Here is a 22,187-nt window from a genome sequence, read left to right as displayed (position 1 = left end):
CGTGCAATATGAGTTGTGATATACTATCGATAATGGTTTATTAAAAGGTTATTTCTATAAGGGACAGGAGGTTATTTCATGAAACACAGACCTGCAATGTTGTTGATTCTGGATGGTTTCGGAATTCGCGAGGAGGCGCATGGCAACGCCATTGCCGCCGCGAACACGCCTCATCTGGACGCATTGTTTCACAAGTACCCCTTCATCACGCTGGATGCTAGCGGGGAGCCGGTTGGGCTGCCGAAGGGACAGATTGGCAATTCCGAAGTGGGTCACACCAATATCGGTGCCGGAAATGTCATCTATCAGGATTTGCCGCGGATTACCCGGGCAATCGAAGACGGATCTTTCTTTCAGAACGAGGCTCTGGTAAAAGCAATGAGCAACGCGGCGGAGGGGTCCGGTCATACGCTCCATATTATGGGGCTGCTGTCGGATGGCGGTGTTCACAGCCACATCCGTCATCTTTTGGCGCTTCTGGACATGGCAAAAGAACACCATGTAAAGGACGTCATCGTGCATTGCTGGCTGGACGGAAGGGACGTTCCACCGAAAAGTGCCGATGTCTATCTCAAGCAGCTGGAGGATCACATTCACGAAATCGAACTGGGACGATTCGGTGTGATTTCCGGCCGATTCTATGCGATGGACCGGGACAAGAGATGGGACCGACTGGAGCTGGCTTACGATGCGCTAACGCTTTCGGAGGGGCTCCATGCCGATTCTCCGGAAGAAGCATTGGCACAATCCTATGCAAAGGATGAAACCGATGAATTTGTAAAACCAACCGTCATTACTCCGCAGCCGATTCAGGATGGGGATTCCGTGATTTTCATCAACTTCCGGCCGGACCGTGCGCGGGAAATTACCCGGACACTGGTGGATGGAGATTTCGATGGTTTTACCCGAAAAAAAGTGGTACAGAATCTGACGTACGTGTGCATGACGGAGTACGATGCCACCATGCCGAATGTTATGCTGGCATACCCGCCGGAAGTAGTGGAACCGACCCTGGGAAGCGTCATCGCCGCCCACGGACTGCGGCAGCTGCGAATTGCCGAGACGGAAAAGTACGCCCATGTCACCTTCTTCTTCAACGGCGGCAAAGAAGCGCCGGAAGAGGGAGAGGACCGGATTTTGGTGCCTTCCCCGAAGGTCGCTACCTACGACCTGCAGCCGGAAATGAGTGCTCCGGAGGTGACCCGCCGCGTGCTGGAGGCCATCGCATCGGATCGATACGATGTGATTATCCAGAACTACGCCAACCCGGATATGGTGGGACATACCGGGAATTTTCAGGCGACGGTTCAGGCCATTGAGGTGCTGGACGGCTTGGTGGAACAGGTGGTGGACGCCATCCTGGCGAAGGACGGTCAGATTCTCCTGATTGCGGATCACGGAAATGCGGATTACATGCTGGACGACAAGGACAATGTGGTCACCAAGCATTCCCTTTCCCGAGTTCCATGCTGCCACATCTGCAATGAGCCGCAGGCTTTTGCAGTGAACGAGGGAAAGCTGGCAGACGTCACCCCGACATTTCTGACGCTGATGGGACTTCCGGTTCCGTCGGAGATGAAGGGAGATGTGCTGGTTTAATCCCGCGGTTGTGTTTCTTAGTGCTGCATATCGAGCATACGAGATTATAAGAAAGAGGAAAACTAAATAATATGAACGAGTCAACGTATAAGAGATTATCCCGCAAGGTCGGGCTTGTCGTGGTGGGCAATGTGATTTACGCGATGGGCGTAAATCTGGCCATCAACCCGGTACACTTCTACAGCAGCGGTTTTACCGGCATTGCTCAGCTGATCCGTCTGTTTCTGCTGAACGTGCTGCACCTTCCGGAAATTCCGGGGCTGGATTACATGGGCATCATCTACTTCGCCATCAACATTCCGTTCTTCCTGCTGGCTTACAAGGTAATGGGCAAGAAGTTCTGTCTGGAAACGCTGATATCCATCGCAATGGCTTCGGCACTGCTGGCCATCATTCCGATTCCGGCCAAGCCGATTGTCAGCGATCCGATGCTGGCTGCCATCGTGGGCGGTCTGGGCGCCGGTGTGGGCGCCGGAATGGTGCTTCGTGCCGGAAGCTCTCAGGGCGGACAGGACCTGATCGGCGTCTGCATGGCCAAGACGCGTCCGGACTTCAAGGTGGGCACCGTCGGAATCATCATCAGCTTCTGCATCTACGCAGTCTGCCTGTTCATCTATGACATCCAGACCGTACTGTATTCCATCGTATTTTCGGTAGTTACCGGCCTCTGCATCAACCGAGTTCACATCCAGAACATCCAGATGCAGGCCATGATTTTCACCAAGAAGGAAGGCATGGTGGATGCGGTCACCCAGCGGATGCACCGCGGTGTCACCCTGTGGGAAGGTGCCGGCGGCTATACGAAGGAGGATTCCCACATTCTGGTGACGGTTCTTTCCAAGTATGAGGAGCCGATTCTTCAGAGCATCATCGCCGAGCTGGACCCTCATGCGTTCGTAATCATCGTGGAAAACGCACGAGTGATTGGAAACTTCGAGAAACGATTCTTGGACTAAGACGATTTAAACATTTAGACAAAAGGAGCTCTGCCCACTCGGCAGAGCTCCTTTTGTTGGTTCTGAACTCTCACGGCCAACAATTAGAGTTTTTGCGATGATGTAAATTTAATATGCCTAGAATTTTGAGACGACTTCACGCTAAATTCGCAATTCCTGCAAATCAGCGTGAATGAATTTCCCATTTTATCCGATTCCGTCATGCAGATTCTTGCTTTCAAAAATTCTGTTCGAAAAATGTTCACGCCGTTTGAAGTAAATCGACTTTTTAGCGTGAATCAACAGTGATAATCCGGAGATTCAAAATTAGAATCCCACCCAAACGGCAATTTGCATTCACGCTGCATTTCGTTTTTGCGTCAAAAAGCGTGAACCGCTCTCAATTTTCTAGGCATATGGGACTGCTCGCACGAGAAGCAGATAATTCAATTGGACAGTCGGAGGGCGGCAGCAAATCTCTCTGTTGGCGAGTCCTTGATAATATATTCGAAGTATGGTATACATGAATTAAAACAAAGCAGTATAAAAAAGGAGGCAGAAATATGAGTGAAGATCGCGACGATCATTTATATACAGTCGGCATATTGATCCTTGCAATTGCTTTGATGATGTTTATTGAAAATAAAAGCACTTGTTCGTTTCCGGCTGTTCAGACTATGCTGGGACTTCTATCCGGATTGTTTTCGTACCATGCAGTGTCTTTAGTAAAAAATAGAAAAGATGGGACATCATCTGACAATAACAAAGAAGTATAGAGTGAGAGATGGGGGTGCGACAATTTCTTGGACAGTCTATAATAAACCAAGAGATTATCCGCCCCCCCTATCTACCTTTTCTACATTTCTATTCGTTCGGGTATCTCCCCATCATGTGGGGAGCAGATTCTGCCAGAGTTTTGCAGATTTCCTCGCAGAATTCCGGCAAATCAAAGGAGGCATTTTCCTCCAGCCAGTCCAAGATAATCCCCACAAACAAGCATTTATAGCAGCGGATGACTCTTTCCTTTCCCTCAGAAGAACTTTCCTTGTACTCCTCATCTTCATCCACATACGCTTTCACCACGCCGCAGGCCATCTTGTTCAAGCTGAAAAGGAACACATCCTTTTGGGCAGAGCGAAACAGATGCAGAAAGGCATTCTTCCGTTTCATGCACTCCCCGGCAATATATGTCAAACAATATGCCGGTGATTCCAGATTGCCGTACCGGTGAATCACATCCTCCATCCACTCTTTGACGGACTCCTCCATCAACGCCGGAATGTTCTGAAAATGGTAGTAGAAGGTGTTTCGATTCACCTGACAGCGATTGACAATATCCTGCACCGTAATCTTGTTGTATGGTTTTTCCTCCAGGAGTTCCCAGAACGCGTCCCGGATAATTTCCTTTGTTCGAATCATTTTTCTTCCTGCTGTTCTTCCTTCAATTCCCGAAATTTCTCCGGATCTTCAAAGTTAATATTGATGGCCAGCTCCCATTTGCGACGGCACAGCTCTCCGCGATAGATCACATACAGCTTTGTCGCGGCTTCCAGAAGGCTCACCAGTTCTTGATGCAGCGCCTCCGCCAGATCTTCATCGATCTCCGGATCCTCCAGCTGCACCTCCATCATCCGATCCAGGAACTCATTGCCGACTTCCACCCGAATGTCGTTATCCGATGTGAGAAGATACCGCACTTCCAGCTCCGCCGGGCAGATTTCCGGAAGCGCATCCATCATGTCCATGTGCTCGAAAATCGTCAGCATCTCCTCCCCCAGGTCCTTCACTTCGGAAATCAGGTTCTGTTCGATTTCCATGCAGATTTCCCGGACAAAGGCCTCATCCTTCTGATTCTCGAACAGGGTCTCGAAGGCTTCCGTCCAACCGCCCATGACTTCCGACATGCACACAATCTGGACTTCCTCATCCCCTTCTTTCATCATTGCCCGCGTGTTCATCACGCCTCGCGCCAAAATGATTTCGATGGATTCCCGGTTTTCCGGTTCTTCATTCTCTTCTTTTCCTTCCCAAATGAAGGTTTCCGACAATACATCTTTCTTGCTGGTCATATCTTCCATCCTTTACTCTGTTGAATTCTCCCGGATCCGGCACATCAGCGATTGACACTTTCGTTGATATGCTTCGCCACTCGCCGTTTCACCTGATCGGCGAAGCGCCGGATATCTTCCATGTAATAATTCTGATGCCGAATCTTCGCATTTGCTTTTTTCTTTTCTTTTTCCCGAAGGCCGAATTCCCGGTTGTTGGAGATTACCAGGTTTGCCACCTTCTCATATTTCCAGCCGCGCTGGCGGTAGAGTTCCTCCACCCCAAGGGCGGCGGTCATCGGGCGAGCTTTTTTCGCCAGTTGATGAAGGGGACGGTCCAAGTACACCACCAGGCTGTTCTCCCGCAGCACCGGCCAGTTCTCCTCTCGAACCACGATTCCGCCTCCGGTGGAAATTACCATTCCGTTCCCCCGGCAGTACTTCTTCAGGGTGGCACTTTCCCGTTCCCGGAAATAGTCTTCTCCATATTGGCGAATCATTTCTCCGGAAGTCATCCCGTAGATTTTGTTAATCTCTCGATCCAGATCCACGAAGGTTCTCCCGGTGCGAATTGCCACTTGCCGGCTGATAGAGGATTTCCCACTTCCCGGCATGCCGATTACCGTGATGTTCAATTGCTTTCGCAGAAGGCTTTTCATCGCCTCCCGTCCCAGATCTACCGGAATGGATCTTTTCTTTTTTTCTTTCTTTCGTCCATTCTCTCCACGGGTCTGCTCCACCACGATACGCCGGCCTTTTCCGCTGCGGGGCACCTCTCCCCAGATCTGTGCGGACCGCAGTCCTTGGTATACCAGCATGGCCAGCCCGGATTCCACTTCGGCTCCCGCTTCTTCCGCATCCATCAGAAACTTCGTGCGGTACGGGTTGTAGATGGCATCCAGCGCCGTCTCCAGCTGCCGGAAATCCGTCCACTTCACGGAACACCCGTCCAAAGGTGAATGTCCGTTGTTGGGATACATTCCGATGGGCGTCGAATTCACGATTACCTGCGCATCCGGATGGCGGTTCAGCTCGTCGTAGGTGCAGCAGTCCGGTTCCGGCCGCCGGTTCCGGGACACCCGAATAATTTCTTTCGCCCCCAGATTCCGGAGGGCCTGACAGATGGCGGAGGATGCCCCTCCGGTTCCCAGCACCAGAACCTTCCGGCCTCGAATCCGTTTCTCCTTCGCCAGCTTCTCGAAACCGTACACATCCGTATTGTGCCCCACCAGGCGCCCGTTGCTCAGGCGTCGAATGGTGTTTACCGCTTGAAGAGCCTCCGCCTCCGGTGTCAGTTCATCCAGGAACGGAATCACCGTCCGCTTGTAGGGGCTGGTCACGTTAAAACCACTGTATTCCGTATTCCGAATCACGCCCTCCAGTTCGTGCTCCTCCAGATCCAGCCGCTCGTAGTCATAGGGCCGGGTATATCGGGAGAAAATCCCGTGGAGCTCCGGGGAAAGACTGTGGGAGATATGTCTCCCGATTACGCCGTATTTTCTTCTATCTTTCATCGCCTTCCCCCATCCAAGCATCCAATAAAACCAGTGCCGCGGCCGCTTCCACCACCGGAACCGCCCGAGGGACCACGCATACATCATGGCGTCCGCCGGCGCACAATACCGTTTCTTTCATTTCTTGGATATTCACCGTCCGCTGTTCGCAACCGATGGTGGGCGTCGGTTTAAACGCCACCCGGAATTCGATATCCATGCCGTTGCTGATACCGCCGTTAATGCCGCCGGCATTATTTGTCTCGGTGATTAGATGTCCGTCCCGCAAAAGGATGGGATCGTTGTTCTCCGACCCCCGCATCCGGCTTCCTTCAAAACCGCTGCCGAACTCAATGCCTTTGACCGCCGGGATGGCAAATATCGAGGAGGCGATGGCACCTTCTAAGCCTTCGTACAGGGCACCGCCCACTCCGGCCGGGAATCCGGATACCCGACACGAAACAATGCCCCCCAGGGAATCCTTCTCTTCCGCCGCACGGCTCAGCGCCTGTTCGATTTCCTTCGGTTCCGATTTCCCGCCGATTTCGGTATACTCTGCATGCACGGAAATTCCTTTTTTTGCCAGAAGCTGAAGGGCAATTCCGCCGGCAATGCACATCGGTGCCGTCATTCTGCCGGAAAAACGACCTCCGCCGGGGCGAAGCCCTTCCGGTCCCTCCTTCAGGTACGCGCCCAGATCCGCATGCCCCGGCCGCAGCACCTTCCGAAGTTCATCGTAATCCCCGGAGCGACGGTTGGTATTGTAAATGCATGCCTCCAGCTCTTCTCCTGTGAGGATTGCCTTACCGGCTTCCGCCTCCTGAATTCCTCGCAAAAAAACCACCCGATCCGGCTCCTTTCGAGCCGTTGCCGCCGAATCTGCGATTCGATTGCCGCCTTTTTTCCCAGGTGCTCGTCGCGCCATGAAATCCGCCAGCTTCTCCCGGTGGAATTCCGCACCCCTCGGCAAGCCCTTTACAATCACGCCGATTCGGTCGCTGTGGGATTCCCCGTAGATTTCAACCCGCAGGTTTTCTCCAAATTCTTTTTTCATAATACACTCTCCGTCCCCTTTTGTCCAATCAAACGATACCGCGTCCCCTTTGCAGCATCATAAAATAATTATATATGAAAAATGGATTCCCCCATTAAAGAACCCATTCTCACTTCTTATTAATTCTGTCAAAATCCCTTATGCTTCCGGCTCCGTTACTTCCGTCTCTTCGCCTTCTGCGGTGCACTCCTCGCAAGCAGTCTCTTCCGCTTCGGTCTCTGCTTCCACTGTCTCTTCCGGTTCTTCTACCCGACGATACGTAATCAAATCCTCTGCGATTTCGTTCGCCGCCTGGCTGACCGGTCTTTCCGACTGAACTTCCGTCAGCGCCGGCTTCTTGGCAATCAGATCTCTGGCTCTCTTGGCCGCCAGCATGCACAGGGTGTAGCGGCTGTCCACTTTTTCTCTTAACTTGTTTACCGATGGATAAAGCATCATAATATCATTCCTCCCATTTCGTACCGTTTCAACAGCGTATCTCTAGTTATCTTCCTCTTCGTAATCCCGAATAATCGGTTTCACCTTGCCCGGAACCCGGCGGCTCTCCGCACGTACCACGGCAGCCACATCAGCAACCGCTTCTTCCAGGTCATCGTTCACCACATAATAATCGTATTCTCCCAGCAAGCGAATCTCGTTCAGCGCCTCTCGGAATCTCCGCTGAATCACCTCTTCCGAATCGGTGCCTCTTCCGGACAGACGTTCCTGCAAAACCTTCATGCTCGGCGGCAAAAGAAAAACAAGAACCGCTTCGTTCATCGCTTCCTTCACCTTCAGCGCCCCCTGGACATCGATTTCCAAAAGCACGTTTCTTCCTCGCTCCAGCTGCCGGACCACCGCATCCTTCGGGGTTCCGTACAGGTTTCCGAACACATCCGCATATTCCAGCAGGTTTCCTTCCGCAATGTTCTTCTCAAACTCTTCTCTCGTAACGAAGAAGTAGTCCCGGCCGTTCTGCTCTCCTTCTCTCGGCTGTCTCGTGGTCATGGAAATGGACAGCTTCAGGTCGTTTTCCTTGAGGAGTTCTTTACAGACCGTGCCTTTTCCCGTTCCGGAAGGTCCGGAAATGACGAATAGTGTTCCTTTCTGCGAACGATGTTTTGCCATGGAATTCTCCCTTTCAAAAGATATGTTTCATATCGGCTAAATATTATAGCATATTTCAGCCGTTCTTTGCTACTCTATATTCTGTACCTGTTCCCGGATTTTTTCAATTTCCGCCTTTAAATCCAGCATCCAGGAGGTAATCTCGGTATCGTTGGATTTGGAGCCGATGGTGTTGGCTTCCCGGTTCATCTCCTGAATCAAGAAATCTATTTTTTTGCCCACGGTCTCTTCCTCGGTATCGAAGAAATTCCGCAGCTGCTGAATGTGGCTCTCCAGGCGAACCAGCTCCTCGGTGATGTTGGCTTTGTCCGCAAATACCGCCGCTTCCACCAGCACGCGCTCTTCCGGAACTTCCAGCTTTCCTTCCAGAAGCTCGTTGACCCGTTCCCGGAACTTGTCGGCGTACTCCTTGCCGATTTCCGGTGCCCGTTCCTTAATCTTATCCTTGATTTCCTCAATGATATCCGCCCGCATCAGAATGTCCTTTGCCAGGCGCTCGCCCTCTGCGGCTCTCATGTTGATGATGTTCTGCAGGGCGATTTCCGTTGCCACGCCCAGGGAGTGGAGCAATGCTTCCTCATCTTCCTCCGCCGGCACGGCTTTGATCACATCCGGCATGCCCGCCAGCATGCTCAGTGTTACGCCGCCCTTCTGATCCAGTTCGAACGTCTCCTCCAAAGCTTTCAGCGCTCTGTAGTATTTCCGGGCAACGTCCTCATTCAGACGAATGTCGTTCTCACTCTCGCCGAAGGAATCCACGGTAACCAGTACCTCAATCTTTCCGCGCTTCAGTGCATCCCGCACGTCGCTCTTGATTCGCTCCTCCGCAAAAGAATATCTTCTCGGCATCTTTACGTATACGTCGCAATAACGGTGATTTACCGCCTTGATTTCTACGGTGATGCTTTTCTTTTCGTCGATGTATTCCCCCCGGCCGTAACCGGTCATGCTTTTAACCATAATTTCCTCCATTGTGAAATCAAATTACTCATTATTTTATCACCTTCTATCGATTCTGTAAAGGATTCTATGGCTTAGAAACGGCGATTTTACTTGATATTCCGGTGGTTCTCGTGCTATATTAGTCACATGGCTTACGATGGAATTATAACATATGGAATAACAGAAGAATTAAAAGAACGACTGACCTTCGGAAAGATTGAGAAGGTCTACCAGCCGGGCAGCGAAGAACTGGTGCTGCAGATTCACACTCGCAAGGGGAACGTGAAGCTGTACGCCTCTGCTGCCAGTCAGGCCGCCAGGGTCTGCCTCACCGACGGGAAATTTGTGAACCCGGCCGCTCCCCCGAATTTCTGCATGCTGCTTCGGAAGCACATTCAAACCGGACGCATTACGGACATTCATCAGAGGGGTTCGGAGCGGATCATCGAAATGGATATCGAGGCACAGACGGAACTGGGATTCACGGTGTCGAAACGGCTGATTTTTGAAATCATGGGAAAGCACAGCAACATTGTGCTGGTGGCTTTGGATACGGGAAAAATCATCGACAGCATCAAGCGGATTTCTATCGATGTGAACCGGTACCGGCAGCTGCTGCCGGGGCTGGAATACCGGTATCCGCCGAAACAGGACAAGGTTCCTTTCAAGGAAATCTCGACGGAGCTGTCGGAGAAACTGGATTCGGATCCGGAAGCCGCTGCTGACCCGAAGTATTTGCTATCCCACATTCAGGGAATCTCTCCGGGGATTTCCCGAGAGCTGGCTCGCTCCGGAAATCCGGTGGAACGGTTGGAGGAAATTCTGGGGAGCATTGAGAACGGCACCGCCGCTCCCCGCGTGTATCTGGATGAAACGGGCAAACCCCTGGAATTTCATTTGACGGAACTGGGTGAATACGTGGGGGCGCAGGAAAAAACCTTCGGCTCTATCAGCGAAGCGACGGAATACTTCTACACCCATCGGGAGGAGTCCAATGCCATCCGTCAGCGGTCCAACCCGCTGCACCGGTCGGTTCAGGCTTCCCTGGACAAGGCTCGGCTGAAGAAGCAGCGCCTGGGGGAGGATTTGCTTCAGGCAGAGAATTCCGAGAAATACCGTCTTTACGGGGAACTGCTCACCGCGAACCTGCACCGGGTGGAACCGGGTGCTCATGAGGTGACCGTCATCAGCTACTACGACAATCAACCGGTGACCATTCCTTTAGACGAGAAATATGCCGCTTCCAAAAATGCTCAGAATTATTTCAAAAAGTATTCCAAGGCAAAGACGGCGGTTCACGAGAAAACCCACCAGCTGGAAGAAACCTCGAAGGATATTCTCTATCTGGAATCCGTTCTCCAGAGCATTGAAAGCGCTCACACTTTGGAAGAACTGAACCAGATTCGAGAGGAGCTGGAGGATACGGGATACGTTCGCAAGAGAGCCCAGAAGGGTTTCCGCCGAAAAAAATCCAAGCCTCATCCAATCGAATACACTCTGCCGACGGGCCGGAAGGTCTTCGTGGGCCGGAACAACAAGGAAAACGATTATCTCACCACAAAGATGGCCGGAAAGCGGGACCTGTGGTTCCACACCAAGGATATCCCGGGATCTCACGTCATTCTGCCCCTGGAGCCGAATCAATCCCCGGAGGACATCCCGGAGGAAATCATCTATCAGGTAGCCTCTATCGCTGCATACCACAGCAAGGGCAAGGAATCCCAGAACGTGCCGGTGGACTTCGTTCCCATCCGGTACGTGAAAAAACCAAACGGTGCCAAACCGGGCATGGTCATCTTCACCCACAACACCACCGTGTACGTGGACCCGAAGCTGCCGGAAGGCGCGGCGGGGAAATAAAGAAGCAACGACAAAATGGTTCTTCACGAATTTTTGTGGGATAGTTATCAGTAATTATCCCACTTTTTAATTGGAATACCTTAAATGACCAACGCGAAGAGGGCGGTTGCCATGGATTTGCTGTAAAGTGATGCAAGAGCTCTTGTTTTTCCGCCTCGTGCATCACTTTCCGCCATTATAGTTTAAAAAAAAGAAAGAATTGACGACGAAACCTCGGGGCAGAGCGTTTCGTCGTCAATTTCTTCTGCTTTCCCGAAAGCGGCGCGGATTAGAGGCGGCGCGGCGCATTTTCTTGGTGCAAAGCCAACGCAATCAATGGCTTTCCCGGTTTGCTTGCACCAAGGCCGCCGCCGGTTTCGGGCGGGGCGGCGCATTTTCTTGGTGCAAAGCCGACGTAATCAATGGCTTTCCCGGTTTGCTTGCACCAAAGCCGCCGCCGATTTCGAGCCGCGCGGTGCATTTTCTTGGTGCAAGACCTACGTAATCAATGGCTTTCCCGGTTTGCTTGCACCAAAGGCGCCGCCGGTTTCGAGCCGCGCGGTGCATTTTCTTGGTGCAAAGCCTACGTAATCAATGGCTTTCCCGATTTGCTTGCACCAAGTTCGCCGCCGGTTTCAGTCCGCCGCCGGTTTCGGGCGGGGCGGCGCCGGTTTCTGCCGGTGGGCACCGGCCGGGACGCGAGCTACTTCTTCCGCGGCTTTCCCTTCGCCTTGGTGCGCTTCCGGAATTCCTGTCTCCGCTTTCCGGCTTCTTCGCTGCGCTTCCGTTTTGCGGTTTTGGGCTTCATCACCGAGAAACCGAAGAAGCCCAGGGGCTCTCTCTTGAGGGCGTAATACTTCCCATGGTTGTAGGCGGTGAGCTTCATGCGCTCGAACTCGAAGGCGCCGTTCTCGCCCACGTATTTCTCATCCACATGAATGGCCACGATTTCCGCCAGGAACATATCGTGGGATCCCAGCTCAGAGACTTCTTTCACCACGCATTCCAGGCTCACCGGGGATTCTGCTATCATCGGAACGCCCACGATAGAAGCTTTTTCCCGGTGCAGATTCATCTCTTTCCACTTATCCAGGTTTTCGCCGGAACGGACGCCGCAGAAATCCGCCGCCTTCACCAGATCCTCGTTCACCAGGTTGATAACGAATTCTTTTTTTGCCTGTATCAGATGATGGGAAAAACGGGATTTTCGCACGGACACATAGGTCATCGGCGGCTCGCTGTTCACGATACCGGACCAGCCGATGGTGATGATATTGTCTTTTTCCCCGTCGCCGCAGCTCACCATCACGGTAGGGACCGGATAGAGCATGGTTCCGGGTTTAGATGTGACTTTGCTCATGATCTGCTCCTTTCAATTCGTTCCAATATGTCTTTGAAATAATCCGGCAGGGGGCTGTCGAATTCCATGTATTCTCCGGTGGATGGATGGATAAAGCCCAAGGTTTTGGCGTGAAGCAGCTGGCCGTCCAGCCCGTAGATCTGCTTCTTCGGTCCGTAGGTGGTATCCCCCACCAACGGATGCTTGATGTGGGAGAGGTGCACGCGAATCTGATGAGTCCGACCCGTTTCCAGCCGGGCCGCTATCAGCGTGTATTTGCCGTAACGCTCCAGTACCTTTACATGGGTTACGGCCTCCTTCGGATTGCTGCCGTTCACAGCGCGACGCAGGCGGTTCCGCTCATCGCGGCCGATGGGAATGTCGATGGTCAGCTCGTCTTCCCGGATGTTATCGTAGACCAGCGCCCGGTATTCCCGGGTCACGCTGTGCACCCGAAGCTGCTCCGCCAAAGACTCATGTGCCTTGTTATTCTTCGCAATCATGAGAAGGCCGCTGGTGTCCTTATCGATTCGGTGCACGATGCCGGGACGGATGGCCCCGTTGATAGAGGACAGGGAATCGCCACAGTGGTACATGATGGCATTTACCAAGGTGCCGTCCCAATTGCCGGCGCTGGGATGCACCACCATGCCACGGGGTTTGTTCACCACGATGACATCTTCATCTTCGTACAGAATTTCCAGGGGAATGTTCTGAGGCTCCACATCGATGGGACGAGGGGCCGGCATGTGGATTCGGATTCGATCGCCTTCTCGGACTTTGTACTTCTTAGCCTCAATGCCATCGTTCACGTGAACCCGTTCCTCACCGATTAGGTTTTCCGCATAGTTTCTGGAAAGGTCTTCCACCTCCGAAGCCAGGTAGGCATCCAGTCGCTTTCCCGCTTTGTCCGGTGTCACCACACAAAGAATTTCTCGGTCCATTACTGCTCCCCCTTTCCCCGGTCCTCCGTCTTGAGAATCCACAGTGCCAGCAGCACGCAGCCCACCGTCACGGCAATGTCCGCCACGTTGAAAACCGGAAATACCCTAAAATCAATCATGTCCGTTACGTATCCCAGCATCAGCCGGTCGATCAGGTTTCCCATGCCTCCGGCGGAAATCAGGGCGCACAGAGCGGCCGGAATTCGTTCCTTCCGGCGATAAAAATAAACGGACGCCGCCAGACACAGGATGACCATCAGAATCGGAAAGCCGACGGTCACCACCGGCATATTCCGAAACATACTAAAAGCCGCCCCCGTATTCCGGACATACGTCAAATGAAGTATGTCCGGAATCATCGGGAGCGTCTCACCTACAATAAAATTTGCCCGTATCAGGAATTTCGTCATCTGATCCAGTGCCAGGACCAGAATAATAATCGTTCCAATCATCATTATTTCAGAATAATGGTTCCTTCCTGCTGAGTCTTATCTTCTGCAATTTTCTTCAGGCTGTCGGAAAGATCTGCCACCGTTGCGTGAGCCGGATCGGTCACCGGAGCGGACTTCACTTCCGGAACTTTCTTTTCCTTCTTCTGCTTCTGAGAAACCACCAGCGTCTCCTGAGTTTCTTCCGGATCCGGTGCATTGGAGAATGCCTTATCGATATCCGCAATATCGCTGCGGTCCATATCCGGATTCAGGCCGTACTCGTCCGCATCCAAGTCGTTCAGTTCGTTTTCCAGCATTCTTCTGTAATTGGTTCTCAGTCTCTCCACCTTGTTCTTCAGCAGAACGTGCTCATCGTTCAGCTTGCGAACGGTTGCCTTGGCATCCAGAACCATGGTCTCCGCTTCCAGCTCTGCGTCGCGGATCATCAGCTCCGCTCTCCGCTCTGCACTGGCAGAAATATCTGCCATCAGGCGCTTTGCGGTTTCCAGTGTGTCCAGCATTGCATTGTCGGACTTCTGAGCCTCTTCCAGCTGCTTTTCCAAGAACTTAATCTTGTGCGCCATGCTTCTGTTGTCGTTGAGGCATTTCTCATAATCGACGATAATCAGGTCCAGAAATTCATCCACCTCTCTGGAATTGTATCCCTTCTTATCTCTGGTAAACTCTTTCTTATCGATATCAATTGGCATAATCATAGTGATAGTACCTTCCCTTTCTATATAGCTACAGCAATAAGTTACTGATCAGCAGCGTCAAAATCTGTTCCGCGAACTCAATGGCAAAGAATGCCAGCAGCACGGAAAAGTCGAACATCCCCGTGTTGAAGTTGGACAGAAGCTTTCGAAACGGTGCCACAAAAGGATCCGTCAGCTGCGTCAGTATCCGATACGCATTGAACAGCGGGGATGCCGGCGATTGCACAAACCAGCTGAGGATGCACTGTATGAACAGCATCATAATCAATATTTCGGCAAACCAATGGATTGCTCGAATCAACACCAAACCCATGCACTACCTCCACGGACTCTTGGTCTCTTGGGACGGATAGTTTCCGGAAGCCGGCTGTGCCGCGGTTTCCCGATTGTTCATCTTCGCTGCGATATCCACATTGGCCGGTGCGAAGATAAAAATATTTGCGGTTACGCGCTGAACGTTTCCGCTCAGGGCATAGGTTGCGCCGCTCATAAAGTCGAACATCTTCTTTGCCAGATCCGTTTCCACCCGCTCCAGGTTGATGATGACCGGTTTTCTGGATTTCAGATTATCCACCAGCTTGGTGCATTCATCAAAGGACTTCGGCTCAACAACCAACATCTTGAAGGGTGCGGAACCGTTCATGGAATAGTTCTTATTCACCTGTCCTCTGGAAAGCTTCGGTGCGATGCTCTCGTAGGAATTATCCATCTTATAGCTGTTTCCGGCAGGAGTCGGTTCCACTTTGTCCACCTTAATTCCTTCGCCGGACCGGGAAGAGGCGGAGATTTTCTTCTTCTCTTCCTCGATTTCCTTTTCCGTGATTACTTCATCTTCATATTCATCGTCAATGCCCAGGACGCCATTCACAAAGTCCTTAATGCCCATTACACTTCCTCCATTTCCGCACGTTCATGCAGTCGATACCATTTAAAATCAGCGATAATTTCTCTTTCCGAAGATGGAGCTTCCCACCCGTACGATCGTGGCGCCTTCTTCCACCGCCACTTCGAAATCTCCGGACATGCCCATGGACAGAGTATCCGGCAAGAATCGCTCCTGCGGGAGGTCCAGGGTCTTCAGGTTATCAAAGATTGCCTTCGTCTTTTTAAAATAAGGTCTGGAATCTTCCGAGGTCTCTCCAATCGGCGGCACGCACATCACGCCTCGAATTCGGACGCCTTCGCACTCCGCAGCGATTTCTTTTACCAGAGACTCCACATCCTCCGCCGGTACCCCGGACTTAGATTCTTCCATCCCAATATTGATTTCAATGAGGATGTCCATCACTTTGTCCGCGGCAATCGCCCGTTTGCTGATTTCCTTCGCCAGCTTCAGCGAATCCACAGAGTGAATCAGGACAACCTTATCGATAATATTCTTCACTTTGTTGGTTTGCAGATGACCAATCAGGTGCCAGCGCACCGGCTCTGCCGTGCGGTCATACTTCTCCAAGAGCTCTTGAACCCGGTTCTCGCCGACGTCCGTTGCCCCTGCCGAAATAGCCTGATCGAGCTCTTCTACGGTGTGCAGTTTGGTCACTGCCAGGAGCAGGACATCCTCCGGATTTCTTCCACTCCGGACAGCTGCTCTGTTCTTGCGTTCTACAATTTCCAGATAATTCTCTCCGATGCTCATTTCCATCCGCTCCTCTTAATTGAGATTCTTTTTTGCTTCTTTAATATCCTTCGTGCTCGGCGACTTGACGACTTCGTCGTAATTGTTGACGGTCTCCACGAATTCGCCCTTGCTGTTCATGTACAGATCTTCGTAGACCGCGGCGGTCTCGCCGTTGGAAGCTTTAATCTGAATCGGGGTGAAGTGCTTCCGCCCCACCTTGTCCAGAACTAGAACACCCTCCCGATCCTTGATTTTTACAATGCTCCGGGTTTCCACCAGCAATCCGGAGTCGCTTTCCGTCACGTTCTCCAAGGAAACCTTTCGCTCCGTCCGATAAGACGGATGGTATTCCTTGCAGGAGAGAACGATGCGCCGACGATCCCCGTCCTTCTGCACAGAACGCACGGTGGTCTCCAGGGTCTTATCTTCCAAAGTGGTCTGAACCTTGCCGCCCACCGTATACTTCTTCGCCTGATCCGCATCCGCAAAAAACACGAGCCACCAGGTTCCGTTCTTTGTAATACGGAAAATCGGCTGTCCGGCGGCACAGGATGAACCGCTGAGATCTAGGCTGTCGTTGCTCACAGCATTCAGGGTTTTCTCCGTCACCTCATCCAGCACGGAAGAGTTCAGAGTGCCTTCATAGCCATCCGCAGAATAGCTCACGTACCCACCGGAGGAAACGGATCCATCCGTGGCCTTCATCGAGTTTCCCAGCTTATGGCTCAGCTTCATATACTTCGGTCCCAGGGTTTGGCTTCCGCCGGCCTTCAGCGCTGCCACGCGGCTCTTACCCTTCACCAGGGTGCCGTCCTTCACCAATGCATCCATGGATGCATCTTCCTTTGCGCTGTACACCGTATCGTCCCGGATAATCCAGGCATCGTCTACGGAATCTTTCACCTGTACCGTTCCGCTTTCAATCGTATATGTGGTATCCAGAAGTCCCATCAGCGACGGAACCACGTATATAATCACCGCTAATATAATTACGGCGATTATGTATATTCCCCACCAAATCCACTTCTTTTTCATACGCACTCCTACTGATTAATTCTACACGAATTATTCCCCAAATACAATAAATTTTTATTCGGAAACGGCGGTGAAAACCGTCCTCATTCTACTTAATTTCTTCTAATATTTTCTTCTCCTTCTTGGAGAGGGAAGGCTCGGATTCCAAGTATTCTCGGAAAAGATCCGGCCGCCGTTCCTTGGTGATTTCCAAGGATTTCTCGTATCGCCAGAGATCGATTTTTTCATGGTTTCCGCTGACCAGAACCTCCGGTACAGCGAGACCTTCCACCTCCCGCGGTTTGGTGTAGTGAGGATATTCCAGAAGTCCGGAATAGACGGACTCTTCTTTTACCGATTCCTCTCCGGCCAGCACCCCATCCAAAAAACGAGCGACCGTATCCACCAGAACCATGGCGGGAAGTTCTCCGCCGGTTAGAATATAGTCACCGATGGTGACTTCCTCTGCCTGAAGCAGGTCCAGGGCGCGCTGATCCACCCCTTCGTAGTGACCGCACAGAATGGTAATCTCCTCCTGCCGAGACAGGGATTCTGCCATCTCTCCGTTCAGCATTTTGCCGCGAGGGGACATGTACAGACACGGTCCCTGCAGATGATTTTCCCGGTAGGCCGACAGGATGGGCTGCACCTGCATCACCATTCCCGCACCGCCGCCGAATGGGGTATCGTCCACTCGGTTGTGCTTATCCTCCGTGTAATCCCGAATATTGATCAAGTTGATATCCAGAATGCCCTTCTCCCGGGCTCTTCCCAGCATGCTCTCCTGCAACGGGGCGAACATCTCCGGAAACAGGGTTAAAATATTGATTTTCATTCTAGCCCTCCAGAAATCCCGGAATCAATTCCACTTCAATCACGCCTCGCTCCGGATCGATTTCCCGTTCGAAGGCTTCTACCGCCGGAATCAGAATTTCCTTTCCATTCTCATCCAACACCCGATAGACGCTCTGGGCCGTGTTCTGAAGCACATCGTCCACTTTACCCAGAGTCCGTCCGCTGGCGCGATCGTACACCTCACATCCAATCAGATCCCGGATGTAGTATTCCCCCTCCGGAAGCTCCTCCAAATCCTCTTCGGAAATGTAAATCTCCATATTCCGCAGCGCTTCTGCGCCGTTTCGATCCGTCACGTTCTCCAAACGAATCACCGGGCGGTTCTTCTGAAACCGGATTCCGGTAACTTCCGCCGTGGTTATTGTACCCCCTTTTTCCATGTAAAGCACCGTGCCTTCGTGAAGATTCTCTGAATCTTCCGCATAGGTCAGCACCTTAATCTCGCCTTTCAGTCCCACCGCCGAGGTGAGGCGGCCGATATTCACCATCGTATTGTCATCTTTTAAAGCCATTTTTTTCTCCTATTAGCAAACAAGCATGCAGAAATCTCTCCTGCATGCTTGTATCTTTCAGTTCGCCAGACTCTGATATTAGTCTTCTACGATCTCCACCGAGACTCTTTTGTTCTGCTTGATGGCTGCCGCTTTGACCACTGTTCGAATGGCTTTCGCAATCCGTCCCTGTTTACCAATGATCTTACCCATATCATCTTTCGCAACTTTGAGGAATACGGTAATGTTATCTTCCGTTCCTTCTGTGGTTACAACGACTTCGTCAGGCTTAGATACCAGTGCTTTGGCAATTGCTTCAACTAGACTAGCCATGATTTGAAATTCCCTTCTCTTAGAGTTCTACGCCGGATTTTTTCAGAAGAGCTCTTACTGTATCAGTCGGCTGTGCACCGTTGGAAATCCACTTCTGAGCTGCTTCTACATCGATCTTGATCTCTGCAGGGTCCTTCAGCGGGTTGTAAGTTCCGATCTCCTCGATGAATCTGCCGTCTCTTGGGGTACGGGAATCCGCTACTACTACTCTGTAGAAAGGTCTCTTGTGTGCGCCCATTCTCTTCAGTCTAATCTTTACCATTTTGTCCTCCTGTTTAATAAAAAAAATAAATTAGTTACGTCGTAAGCTGCCAATACGGCATATTACAGCAAACCGCGAAATAGCTTGTTTCTCTTCATAGCCTTCGGGTTGTTGAACATTTTCAGCTGCTTCTTCATCTCCGTGAACTGCTTAATCAGCGCGTTCACTTCGGTGACCGTTCTTCCGCTTCCCGCAGCAATTCTCTTCCGCCGGCTGGCGTTGAGAATGGAAGGGTCTCTTCGTTCCGCTTTGGTCATGGACTGGATAATCGCCTTCATCTGGTTCAGCTGCTCCGCACCTCGTTCGAAGTCCAGCTGCTGCTTGTCCCTCTCGGAAATGCCCGGAATCATGCCGATTATTTTTGCCAGACCGCCCATCTTATTGATTTGCTCCATCTGTTCGAGGAAATCGTCCAGATCGAACTTGTTCTTCCGAAGCTTCTCTTCCATTTTCAGAGCTTCTTCTTCGGTGTAGGAATTCTCCGCATGCTCGATCAGGCTCATCATATCGCCCATTCCCAGGATTCGGGAAGCGATCCGATCCGGATGGAACGGCTCCAAAGCGTCGTACTTCTCGCCGGTACCCATGAACTTGATTGGTTTGCCCGTTACGCTCTTGGCCGAAAGTGCCGCACCTCCTCGGGAGTCACCGTCCATCTTGGTCATCACGATGCCATCTACACCCAGGGCTTCATCGAAGCCGGAGGCGATGTTCACCGCATCCTGACCGGTGAGAGCGTCTACGACCAGCAGAATCTCGTGAGGGCGGATGTTTTTCTTGAGCTGTTTCAGCTCATCCATCAGCTTCTCATCGATCTGCAGCCGGCCGGCAGTATCCACGATTAATACATTGCAGCCCTTGTGCTCCGCCGCTTCCACCGCGGCTTTGGCGATTTCCACCGGGTCGTCGGATTCCCGCATGGTGAATACCGGGGTATTCACTGCTTTTCCGACCACTTCCAGCTGATCGATCGCCGCCGGACGGTACACGTCGCAGGCACAGAGCATCGGTTTCTTTCCGTTCTGTTTCAGGTAATTGGCTAATTTTCCGCAGGTGGTGGTTTTACCGGTACCCTGGAGTCCCACCATCATGTAGACGGTGAAACCGCTCGGGGAATAGGTGAGCTTGCTGTTGGCGCCGCCCATCATGTTCACCAGTTCATCTTTGACGATCTTGACAACCTGCTGTGCCGGGGTCAGGCTCTTCATCACGTCCTGGCCCATGGCCTTTTCCTTCACATCCGCAACGAACTTCTTTACCACTTTGAAGTTCACGTCCGCTTCCAGCAATGCCAGCTTCACTTCCCGCATCGCCGAATCGATGTCCTTCTCCGTGAGAACGCCCTTGCCACGCAGATGTCTGAAGGTATCTTGCAACTTATCCGCTAATCCTTCAAATGCCATCTTCTACTCCATTAAATCTTTAATCATGTCGGTGAGCACCCGGATATCCTGCCGAACCCCTTCATCTAGGGAATCGTCCTTCCGGTACTTCTCCGCAATCTGCTCCACTTGCTGGTACTTTCGCAGGTTCTCCAGATACTTTCGAACCAGTCCCAGCCGTTCTTCATATTTCTCCAGGGACTTCTCCGCCTTCTTCAAGGTGTAGTGCACGCCCTGTCGGCTCTGTCCCAAATCCTCTGCAATCTCTGCCAGAGAAAGGTTATCCTCATGATACAGGTTCATAATTTCTTTCTTGTTCTCGTCCAGCAGTTCGCCGTAAAAGTCGTACAGCAGACTTGCATATTCTACTTTGGATAAATTCTCAATCATACTTGCTTAATATACCATAAGAAGGAGGCGGTGTCAAGAATTTTCTTTGACACTGTCTCCCTCTTTTTCCGTTGAATATTTCTGTTGGGATCCGCCCATGTGTGAAGGCTTCGCCGTGTCGGTTGGGGCTCCGCCCGCCTTGCGCTAGTACGCTAAAATCTCGTACCCGTCTTCGGTGATGAGCACCTGAATCTCCCACTGTGCCGACGGCTTTCCGTCTCTGGTGTACACGGTCCAGCCGTTATCTTTATCCGTGTAAACCTGCGGTTTTCCCAGGTTGATCATCGGCTCGATGGTGAAAATCATGCCCGGTGCCATAACCATCTCCGTGCCTTTTTTTGTGGTAAAACCAACCCACGGATCTTCGTGGAACTCGAGGCCGCAGCCGTGACCGCCGATTTCCCGAACCACGCTGTAGCCCTGGGATTTGGCAAAATCATTGATAGCCTGTCCCATGTCGCCCAGGTAACCCCACGGCTTCACCTGCTCCAGTCCGATTTCAATGGCTTTGTGGACATCCTCCACCAGCTTGCGGTTCTCCGGAGCGACGTTTCCGATGCAGAACATCCGGGAGGAATCGGAATAATATCCGTCCAAAATCGTGGATACGTCCACGTTGATGATATCTCCGTCCTTCAATATTACATCCTCGGAAGGGATGCCGTGGCACACCTCCTCATTGATGGAGGTACACACGCTCTTCGGAAAACCTTCGTAGTCCAGCGGTGCCGGAATTCCGCCCCGCTTGGTGGTCTCGTCGTACACCCATTTATCAATTTCCGCAGTGCTGATGCCTTCCCGAATATGTTCCGCCACATAATCCAGCACCGCAATGTTCACCTGCGCGCTCTTGCGAATTCCCTCTATTTCATCCGGTGTCTTGATAATGTCCCGGCTTGGAACCACTGCCCCCATATCGTATAATTCTTCCAATTTACGGTCGAACTCGTAATGGCATTTCTTGTATTTCTTTCCGCTGCCGCACCAGCACGGATCATTTCTTCCCCAATCCGTCATCTTGTTGTCTCCTCTCAGTTTTTTACACTTATAATTGTACACCAATTGCAATTTTTTTCAAGGTAGATATGTCTAATAACAGGAAAAATAGCGGCTGCCGGGGCGGCGAATAGCCCTCCGGCGGCCAGGACGTGGTGCTGGTCCACCGGATGGGATGAGGAAGGGAAAATCACAACTGATTTCTAACAATCTCCGACAAAACACACAGAAAAAGCACAGAGTCGAACTCTGCGTTCAGTAACCGGTAAACCACCCGTGCCTTCCCTGAATCCTTGAAAAACCGTAAAATACCATATACGGGTTTTCAAGGATTTTTAGTATGGGAGGAAATAAATGAACGAAATGGTCAAAATTCAGCATCAGCAATGGGCACGGGAC

The 22,187-nt window shown here is 51.7% G+C and carries 26 protein-coding genes; 4 read left to right on the top strand and 22 right to left on the bottom strand.

The window, feature by feature from the left end:
• The first annotated feature begins 78 nt into the window (after positions 1–78).
• From gpmI to PUE40_RS02920, 3 genes are all read left to right on the top strand, one after another.
• Entirely contained in the window at positions 79–1,599 is a 1,521-nt protein-coding gene (gene gpmI, locus PUE40_RS02930) for a 2,3-bisphosphoglycerate-independent phosphoglycerate mutase (protein ID WP_277671852.1), read from the top strand.
• A 71-nt stretch (positions 1,600–1,670) separates the two neighbouring features.
• Positions 1,671–2,555: a YitT family protein gene (locus PUE40_RS02925; RefSeq protein WP_154554829.1), complete on the top strand. Its 885-nt coding sequence runs from the start codon at positions 1,671–1,673 to the stop codon at positions 2,553–2,555.
• Positions 2,556–3,097: 542 nt separating this feature from the next.
• Positions 3,098–3,310, top strand: a complete 213-nt coding sequence (locus PUE40_RS02920) for a hypothetical protein (protein ID WP_277671851.1) — start codon at positions 3,098–3,100, stop codon at positions 3,308–3,310.
• Between the two features lie 88 nt (positions 3,311–3,398).
• On the opposite strand, the gene PUE40_RS02915 is transcribed toward PUE40_RS02920, so the two are convergent.
• The 7 genes from PUE40_RS02915 to PUE40_RS02885 form a co-directional block, all read right to left on the bottom strand.
• Complete coding sequence (locus PUE40_RS02915) at positions 3,399–3,953, bottom strand: TetR family transcriptional regulator (protein WP_277671850.1); 555 nt, start codon at positions 3,951–3,953, stop codon at positions 3,399–3,401.
• Entirely contained in the window at positions 3,950–4,603 is a 654-nt protein-coding gene (locus tag PUE40_RS02910; protein WP_277671849.1) for a hypothetical protein, read from the bottom strand. Before PUE40_RS02910 ends, PUE40_RS02915 begins: the two co-directional genes overlap by 4 nt.
• Before the next feature lie 44 nt (positions 4,604–4,647).
• Positions 4,648–6,096, bottom strand: coding sequence for a shikimate kinase (locus tag PUE40_RS02905; RefSeq protein WP_277671848.1), 1,449 nt, complete (start codon positions 6,094–6,096; stop codon positions 4,648–4,650).
• Positions 6,086–7,129 (bottom strand): chorismate synthase, encoded by a 1,044-nt coding sequence (locus PUE40_RS02900; RefSeq protein WP_277671847.1) that lies wholly within the window; start codon positions 7,127–7,129, stop codon positions 6,086–6,088. Before PUE40_RS02900 ends, PUE40_RS02905 begins: the two co-directional genes overlap by 11 nt.
• Positions 7,130–7,267: 138 nt before the next feature.
• The gene (gene rpoZ / locus PUE40_RS02895) at positions 7,268–7,567 is read right to left on the bottom strand and encodes a DNA-directed RNA polymerase subunit omega (protein WP_154554835.1); all 300 of its coding nucleotides are present in this window, start codon (positions 7,565–7,567) and stop codon (positions 7,268–7,270) included.
• Between the two features lie 42 nt (positions 7,568–7,609).
• The gene (gene gmk, locus PUE40_RS02890) at positions 7,610–8,236 is read right to left on the bottom strand and encodes a guanylate kinase (RefSeq protein WP_154554836.1); all 627 of its coding nucleotides are present in this window, start codon (positions 8,234–8,236) and stop codon (positions 7,610–7,612) included.
• Positions 8,237–8,305: 69 nt separating this feature from the next.
• Positions 8,306–9,196, bottom strand: coding sequence for a YicC/YloC family endoribonuclease (locus tag PUE40_RS02885; protein WP_154554837.1), 891 nt, complete (start codon positions 9,194–9,196; stop codon positions 8,306–8,308).
• 129 nt (positions 9,197–9,325) lie between these two features.
• On the opposite strand from PUE40_RS02885, the gene PUE40_RS02880 reads away from it, so the two are divergent.
• Entirely contained in the window at positions 9,326–11,038 is a 1,713-nt protein-coding gene (locus PUE40_RS02880) for an Rqc2 family fibronectin-binding protein (protein ID WP_277671846.1), read from the top strand.
• 682 nt (positions 11,039–11,720) lie between these two features.
• On the opposite strand, the gene PUE40_RS02875 is transcribed toward PUE40_RS02880, so the two are convergent.
• The 15 genes from PUE40_RS02875 to PUE40_RS02805 all read right to left on the bottom strand — a co-directional run bounded on the left by PUE40_RS02875 (position 11,721) and on the right by PUE40_RS02805 (position 21,809).
• The gene (locus tag PUE40_RS02875) at positions 11,721–12,377 is read right to left on the bottom strand and encodes a flavin reductase family protein (protein WP_277671845.1); all 657 of its coding nucleotides are present in this window, start codon (positions 12,375–12,377) and stop codon (positions 11,721–11,723) included.
• A complete protein-coding gene (locus tag PUE40_RS02870) occupies positions 12,374–13,300 on the bottom strand; it encodes an RluA family pseudouridine synthase (RefSeq protein WP_277671844.1) in 927 nt (308 codons plus the stop codon). The genes PUE40_RS02875 and PUE40_RS02870 overlap by 4 nt, the downstream gene beginning before the upstream one ends.
• Positions 13,300–13,752 (bottom strand): signal peptidase II, encoded by a 453-nt coding sequence (gene lspA, locus PUE40_RS02865; protein ID WP_277671843.1) that lies wholly within the window; start codon positions 13,750–13,752, stop codon positions 13,300–13,302. Before lspA ends, PUE40_RS02870 begins: the two co-directional genes overlap by 1 nt.
• A 2-nt stretch (positions 13,753–13,754) precedes the next feature.
• Complete coding sequence (locus PUE40_RS02860; protein WP_154554842.1) at positions 13,755–14,447, bottom strand: DivIVA domain-containing protein; 693 nt, start codon at positions 14,445–14,447, stop codon at positions 13,755–13,757.
• A 28-nt stretch (positions 14,448–14,475) separates the two neighbouring features.
• On the bottom strand, positions 14,476–14,760 hold the full coding sequence (locus PUE40_RS02855; protein ID WP_154554843.1) for a YggT family protein: 285 nt from the start codon (positions 14,758–14,760) through the stop codon (positions 14,476–14,478).
• A gap of 3 nt (positions 14,761–14,763) precedes the next feature.
• Positions 14,764–15,333, bottom strand: coding sequence for a cell division protein SepF (locus PUE40_RS02850; protein ID WP_206157377.1), 570 nt, complete (start codon positions 15,331–15,333; stop codon positions 14,764–14,766).
• A 48-nt stretch (positions 15,334–15,381) separates the two neighbouring features.
• Positions 15,382–16,083 carry a YggS family pyridoxal phosphate-dependent enzyme gene (locus tag PUE40_RS02845; RefSeq protein WP_154554845.1) on the bottom strand — a complete coding sequence of 234 codons (702 nt, stop codon included), beginning with the start codon at positions 16,081–16,083 and terminating at the stop codon, positions 15,382–15,384.
• A gap of 15 nt (positions 16,084–16,098) precedes the next feature.
• The gene (locus PUE40_RS02840; RefSeq protein ID WP_277671842.1) at positions 16,099–17,100 is read right to left on the bottom strand and encodes a biotin/lipoyl attachment domain-containing protein; all 1,002 of its coding nucleotides are present in this window, start codon (positions 17,098–17,100) and stop codon (positions 16,099–16,101) included.
• Positions 17,101–17,188: 88 nt separating this feature from the next.
• Positions 17,189–17,914, bottom strand: coding sequence for a tRNA (guanosine(37)-N1)-methyltransferase TrmD (trmD, locus tag PUE40_RS02835; RefSeq protein WP_154554847.1), 726 nt, complete (start codon positions 17,912–17,914; stop codon positions 17,189–17,191).
• Position 17,915: 1 nt separating this feature from the next.
• Positions 17,916–18,446, bottom strand: a complete 531-nt coding sequence (gene rimM / locus PUE40_RS02830; RefSeq protein ID WP_154554848.1) for a ribosome maturation factor RimM — start codon at positions 18,444–18,446, stop codon at positions 17,916–17,918.
• A gap of 78 nt (positions 18,447–18,524) precedes the next feature.
• Entirely contained in the window at positions 18,525–18,758 is a 234-nt protein-coding gene (locus PUE40_RS02825; RefSeq protein ID WP_154554849.1) for a KH domain-containing protein, read from the bottom strand.
• 19 nt (positions 18,759–18,777) lie between these two features.
• The gene (rpsP, locus tag PUE40_RS02820) at positions 18,778–19,020 is read right to left on the bottom strand and encodes a 30S ribosomal protein S16 (RefSeq protein WP_154554850.1); all 243 of its coding nucleotides are present in this window, start codon (positions 19,018–19,020) and stop codon (positions 18,778–18,780) included.
• 62 nt (positions 19,021–19,082) lie between these two features.
• Positions 19,083–20,423 (bottom strand): signal recognition particle protein, encoded by a 1,341-nt coding sequence (gene ffh / locus PUE40_RS02815; protein ID WP_154554851.1) that lies wholly within the window; start codon positions 20,421–20,423, stop codon positions 19,083–19,085.
• A gap of 3 nt (positions 20,424–20,426) precedes the next feature.
• On the bottom strand, positions 20,427–20,792 hold the full coding sequence (locus tag PUE40_RS02810) for a sigma factor-like helix-turn-helix DNA-binding protein (protein ID WP_154554852.1): 366 nt from the start codon (positions 20,790–20,792) through the stop codon (positions 20,427–20,429).
• Between the two features lie 144 nt (positions 20,793–20,936).
• Complete coding sequence (locus tag PUE40_RS02805; protein ID WP_154554853.1) at positions 20,937–21,809, bottom strand: methionyl aminopeptidase; 873 nt, start codon at positions 21,807–21,809, stop codon at positions 20,937–20,939.
• Positions 21,810–22,187 lie beyond the last annotated feature (378 nt).

The sequence above is a fragment of the Mogibacterium kristiansenii genome, assembly GCF_029224645.1.
GTDB classification, from domain to species: domain Bacteria; phylum Bacillota; class Clostridia; order Peptostreptococcales; family Anaerovoracaceae; genus Mogibacterium_A; species Mogibacterium_A kristiansenii.
The sequence above is the reverse complement of the archived record's forward strand: the minus strand, read 5'-3'. Positions and strand labels throughout refer to the sequence as shown.

What these genes read in the sequence shown, in the direction of transcription:
- gpmI (WP_277671852.1), top strand. Translation starts at nt 79, where the DNA reads ATGAAACACAGACCTGCAATGTTGTTGATTCTGGATGGTTTCGGAATT.
- PUE40_RS02925 (WP_154554829.1), top strand. Translation starts at nt 1,671, where the DNA reads ATGAACGAGTCAACGTATAAGAGATTATCCCGCAAGGTCGGGCTTGTC.
- PUE40_RS02920 (WP_277671851.1), top strand. Translation starts at nt 3,098, where the DNA reads ATGAGTGAAGATCGCGACGATCATTTATATACAGTCGGCATATTGATC.
- PUE40_RS02915 (WP_277671850.1), bottom strand. Translation starts at nt 3,953, where the DNA reads ATGATTCGAACAAAGGAAATTATCCGGGACGCGTTCTGGGAACTCCTG.
- PUE40_RS02910 (WP_277671849.1), bottom strand. Translation starts at nt 4,603, where the DNA reads ATGACCAGCAAGAAAGATGTATTGTCGGAAACCTTCATTTGGGAAGGA.
- PUE40_RS02905 (WP_277671848.1), bottom strand. Translation starts at nt 6,096, where the DNA reads ATGAAAGATAGAAGAAAATACGGCGTAATCGGGAGACATATCTCCCAC.
- PUE40_RS02900 (WP_277671847.1), bottom strand. Translation starts at nt 7,129, where the DNA reads ATGAAAAAAGAATTTGGAGAAAACCTGCGGGTTGAAATCTACGGGGAA.
- rpoZ (WP_154554835.1), bottom strand. Translation starts at nt 7,567, where the DNA reads ATGATGCTTTATCCATCGGTAAACAAGTTAAGAGAAAAAGTGGACAGC.
- gmk (WP_154554836.1), bottom strand. Translation starts at nt 8,236, where the DNA reads ATGGCAAAACATCGTTCGCAGAAAGGAACACTATTCGTCATTTCCGGA.
- PUE40_RS02885 (WP_154554837.1), bottom strand. Translation starts at nt 9,196, where the DNA reads ATGGTTAAAAGCATGACCGGTTACGGCCGGGGGGAATACATCGACGAA.
- PUE40_RS02880 (WP_277671846.1), top strand. Translation starts at nt 9,326, where the DNA reads ATGGCTTACGATGGAATTATAACATATGGAATAACAGAAGAATTAAAA.
- PUE40_RS02875 (WP_277671845.1), bottom strand. Translation starts at nt 12,377, where the DNA reads ATGAGCAAAGTCACATCTAAACCCGGAACCATGCTCTATCCGGTCCCT.
- PUE40_RS02870 (WP_277671844.1), bottom strand. Translation starts at nt 13,300, where the DNA reads ATGGACCGAGAAATTCTTTGTGTGGTGACACCGGACAAAGCGGGAAAG.
- lspA (WP_277671843.1), bottom strand. Translation starts at nt 13,752, where the DNA reads ATGATTGGAACGATTATTATTCTGGTCCTGGCACTGGATCAGATGACG.
- PUE40_RS02860 (WP_154554842.1), bottom strand. Translation starts at nt 14,447, where the DNA reads ATGATTATGCCAATTGATATCGATAAGAAAGAGTTTACCAGAGATAAG.
- PUE40_RS02855 (WP_154554843.1), bottom strand. Translation starts at nt 14,760, where the DNA reads ATGGGTTTGGTGTTGATTCGAGCAATCCATTGGTTTGCCGAAATATTG.
- PUE40_RS02850 (WP_206157377.1), bottom strand. Translation starts at nt 15,333, where the DNA reads ATGGGCATTAAGGACTTTGTGAATGGCGTCCTGGGCATTGACGATGAA.
- PUE40_RS02845 (WP_154554845.1), bottom strand. Translation starts at nt 16,083, where the DNA reads ATGAGCATCGGAGAGAATTATCTGGAAATTGTAGAACGCAAGAACAGA.
- PUE40_RS02840 (WP_277671842.1), bottom strand. Translation starts at nt 17,100, where the DNA reads ATGAAAAAGAAGTGGATTTGGTGGGGAATATACATAATCGCCGTAATT.
- trmD (WP_154554847.1), bottom strand. Translation starts at nt 17,914, where the DNA reads ATGAAAATCAATATTTTAACCCTGTTTCCGGAGATGTTCGCCCCGTTG.
- rimM (WP_154554848.1), bottom strand. Translation starts at nt 18,446, where the DNA reads ATGGCTTTAAAAGATGACAATACGATGGTGAATATCGGCCGCCTCACC.
- PUE40_RS02825 (WP_154554849.1), bottom strand. Translation starts at nt 18,758, where the DNA reads ATGGCTAGTCTAGTTGAAGCAATTGCCAAAGCACTGGTATCTAAGCCT.
- rpsP (WP_154554850.1), bottom strand. Translation starts at nt 19,020, where the DNA reads ATGGTAAAGATTAGACTGAAGAGAATGGGCGCACACAAGAGACCTTTC.
- ffh (WP_154554851.1), bottom strand. Translation starts at nt 20,423, where the DNA reads ATGGCATTTGAAGGATTAGCGGATAAGTTGCAAGATACCTTCAGACAT.
- PUE40_RS02810 (WP_154554852.1), bottom strand. Translation starts at nt 20,792, where the DNA reads ATGATTGAGAATTTATCCAAAGTAGAATATGCAAGTCTGCTGTACGAC.
- PUE40_RS02805 (WP_154554853.1), bottom strand. Translation starts at nt 21,809, where the DNA reads ATGACGGATTGGGGAAGAAATGATCCGTGCTGGTGCGGCAGCGGAAAG.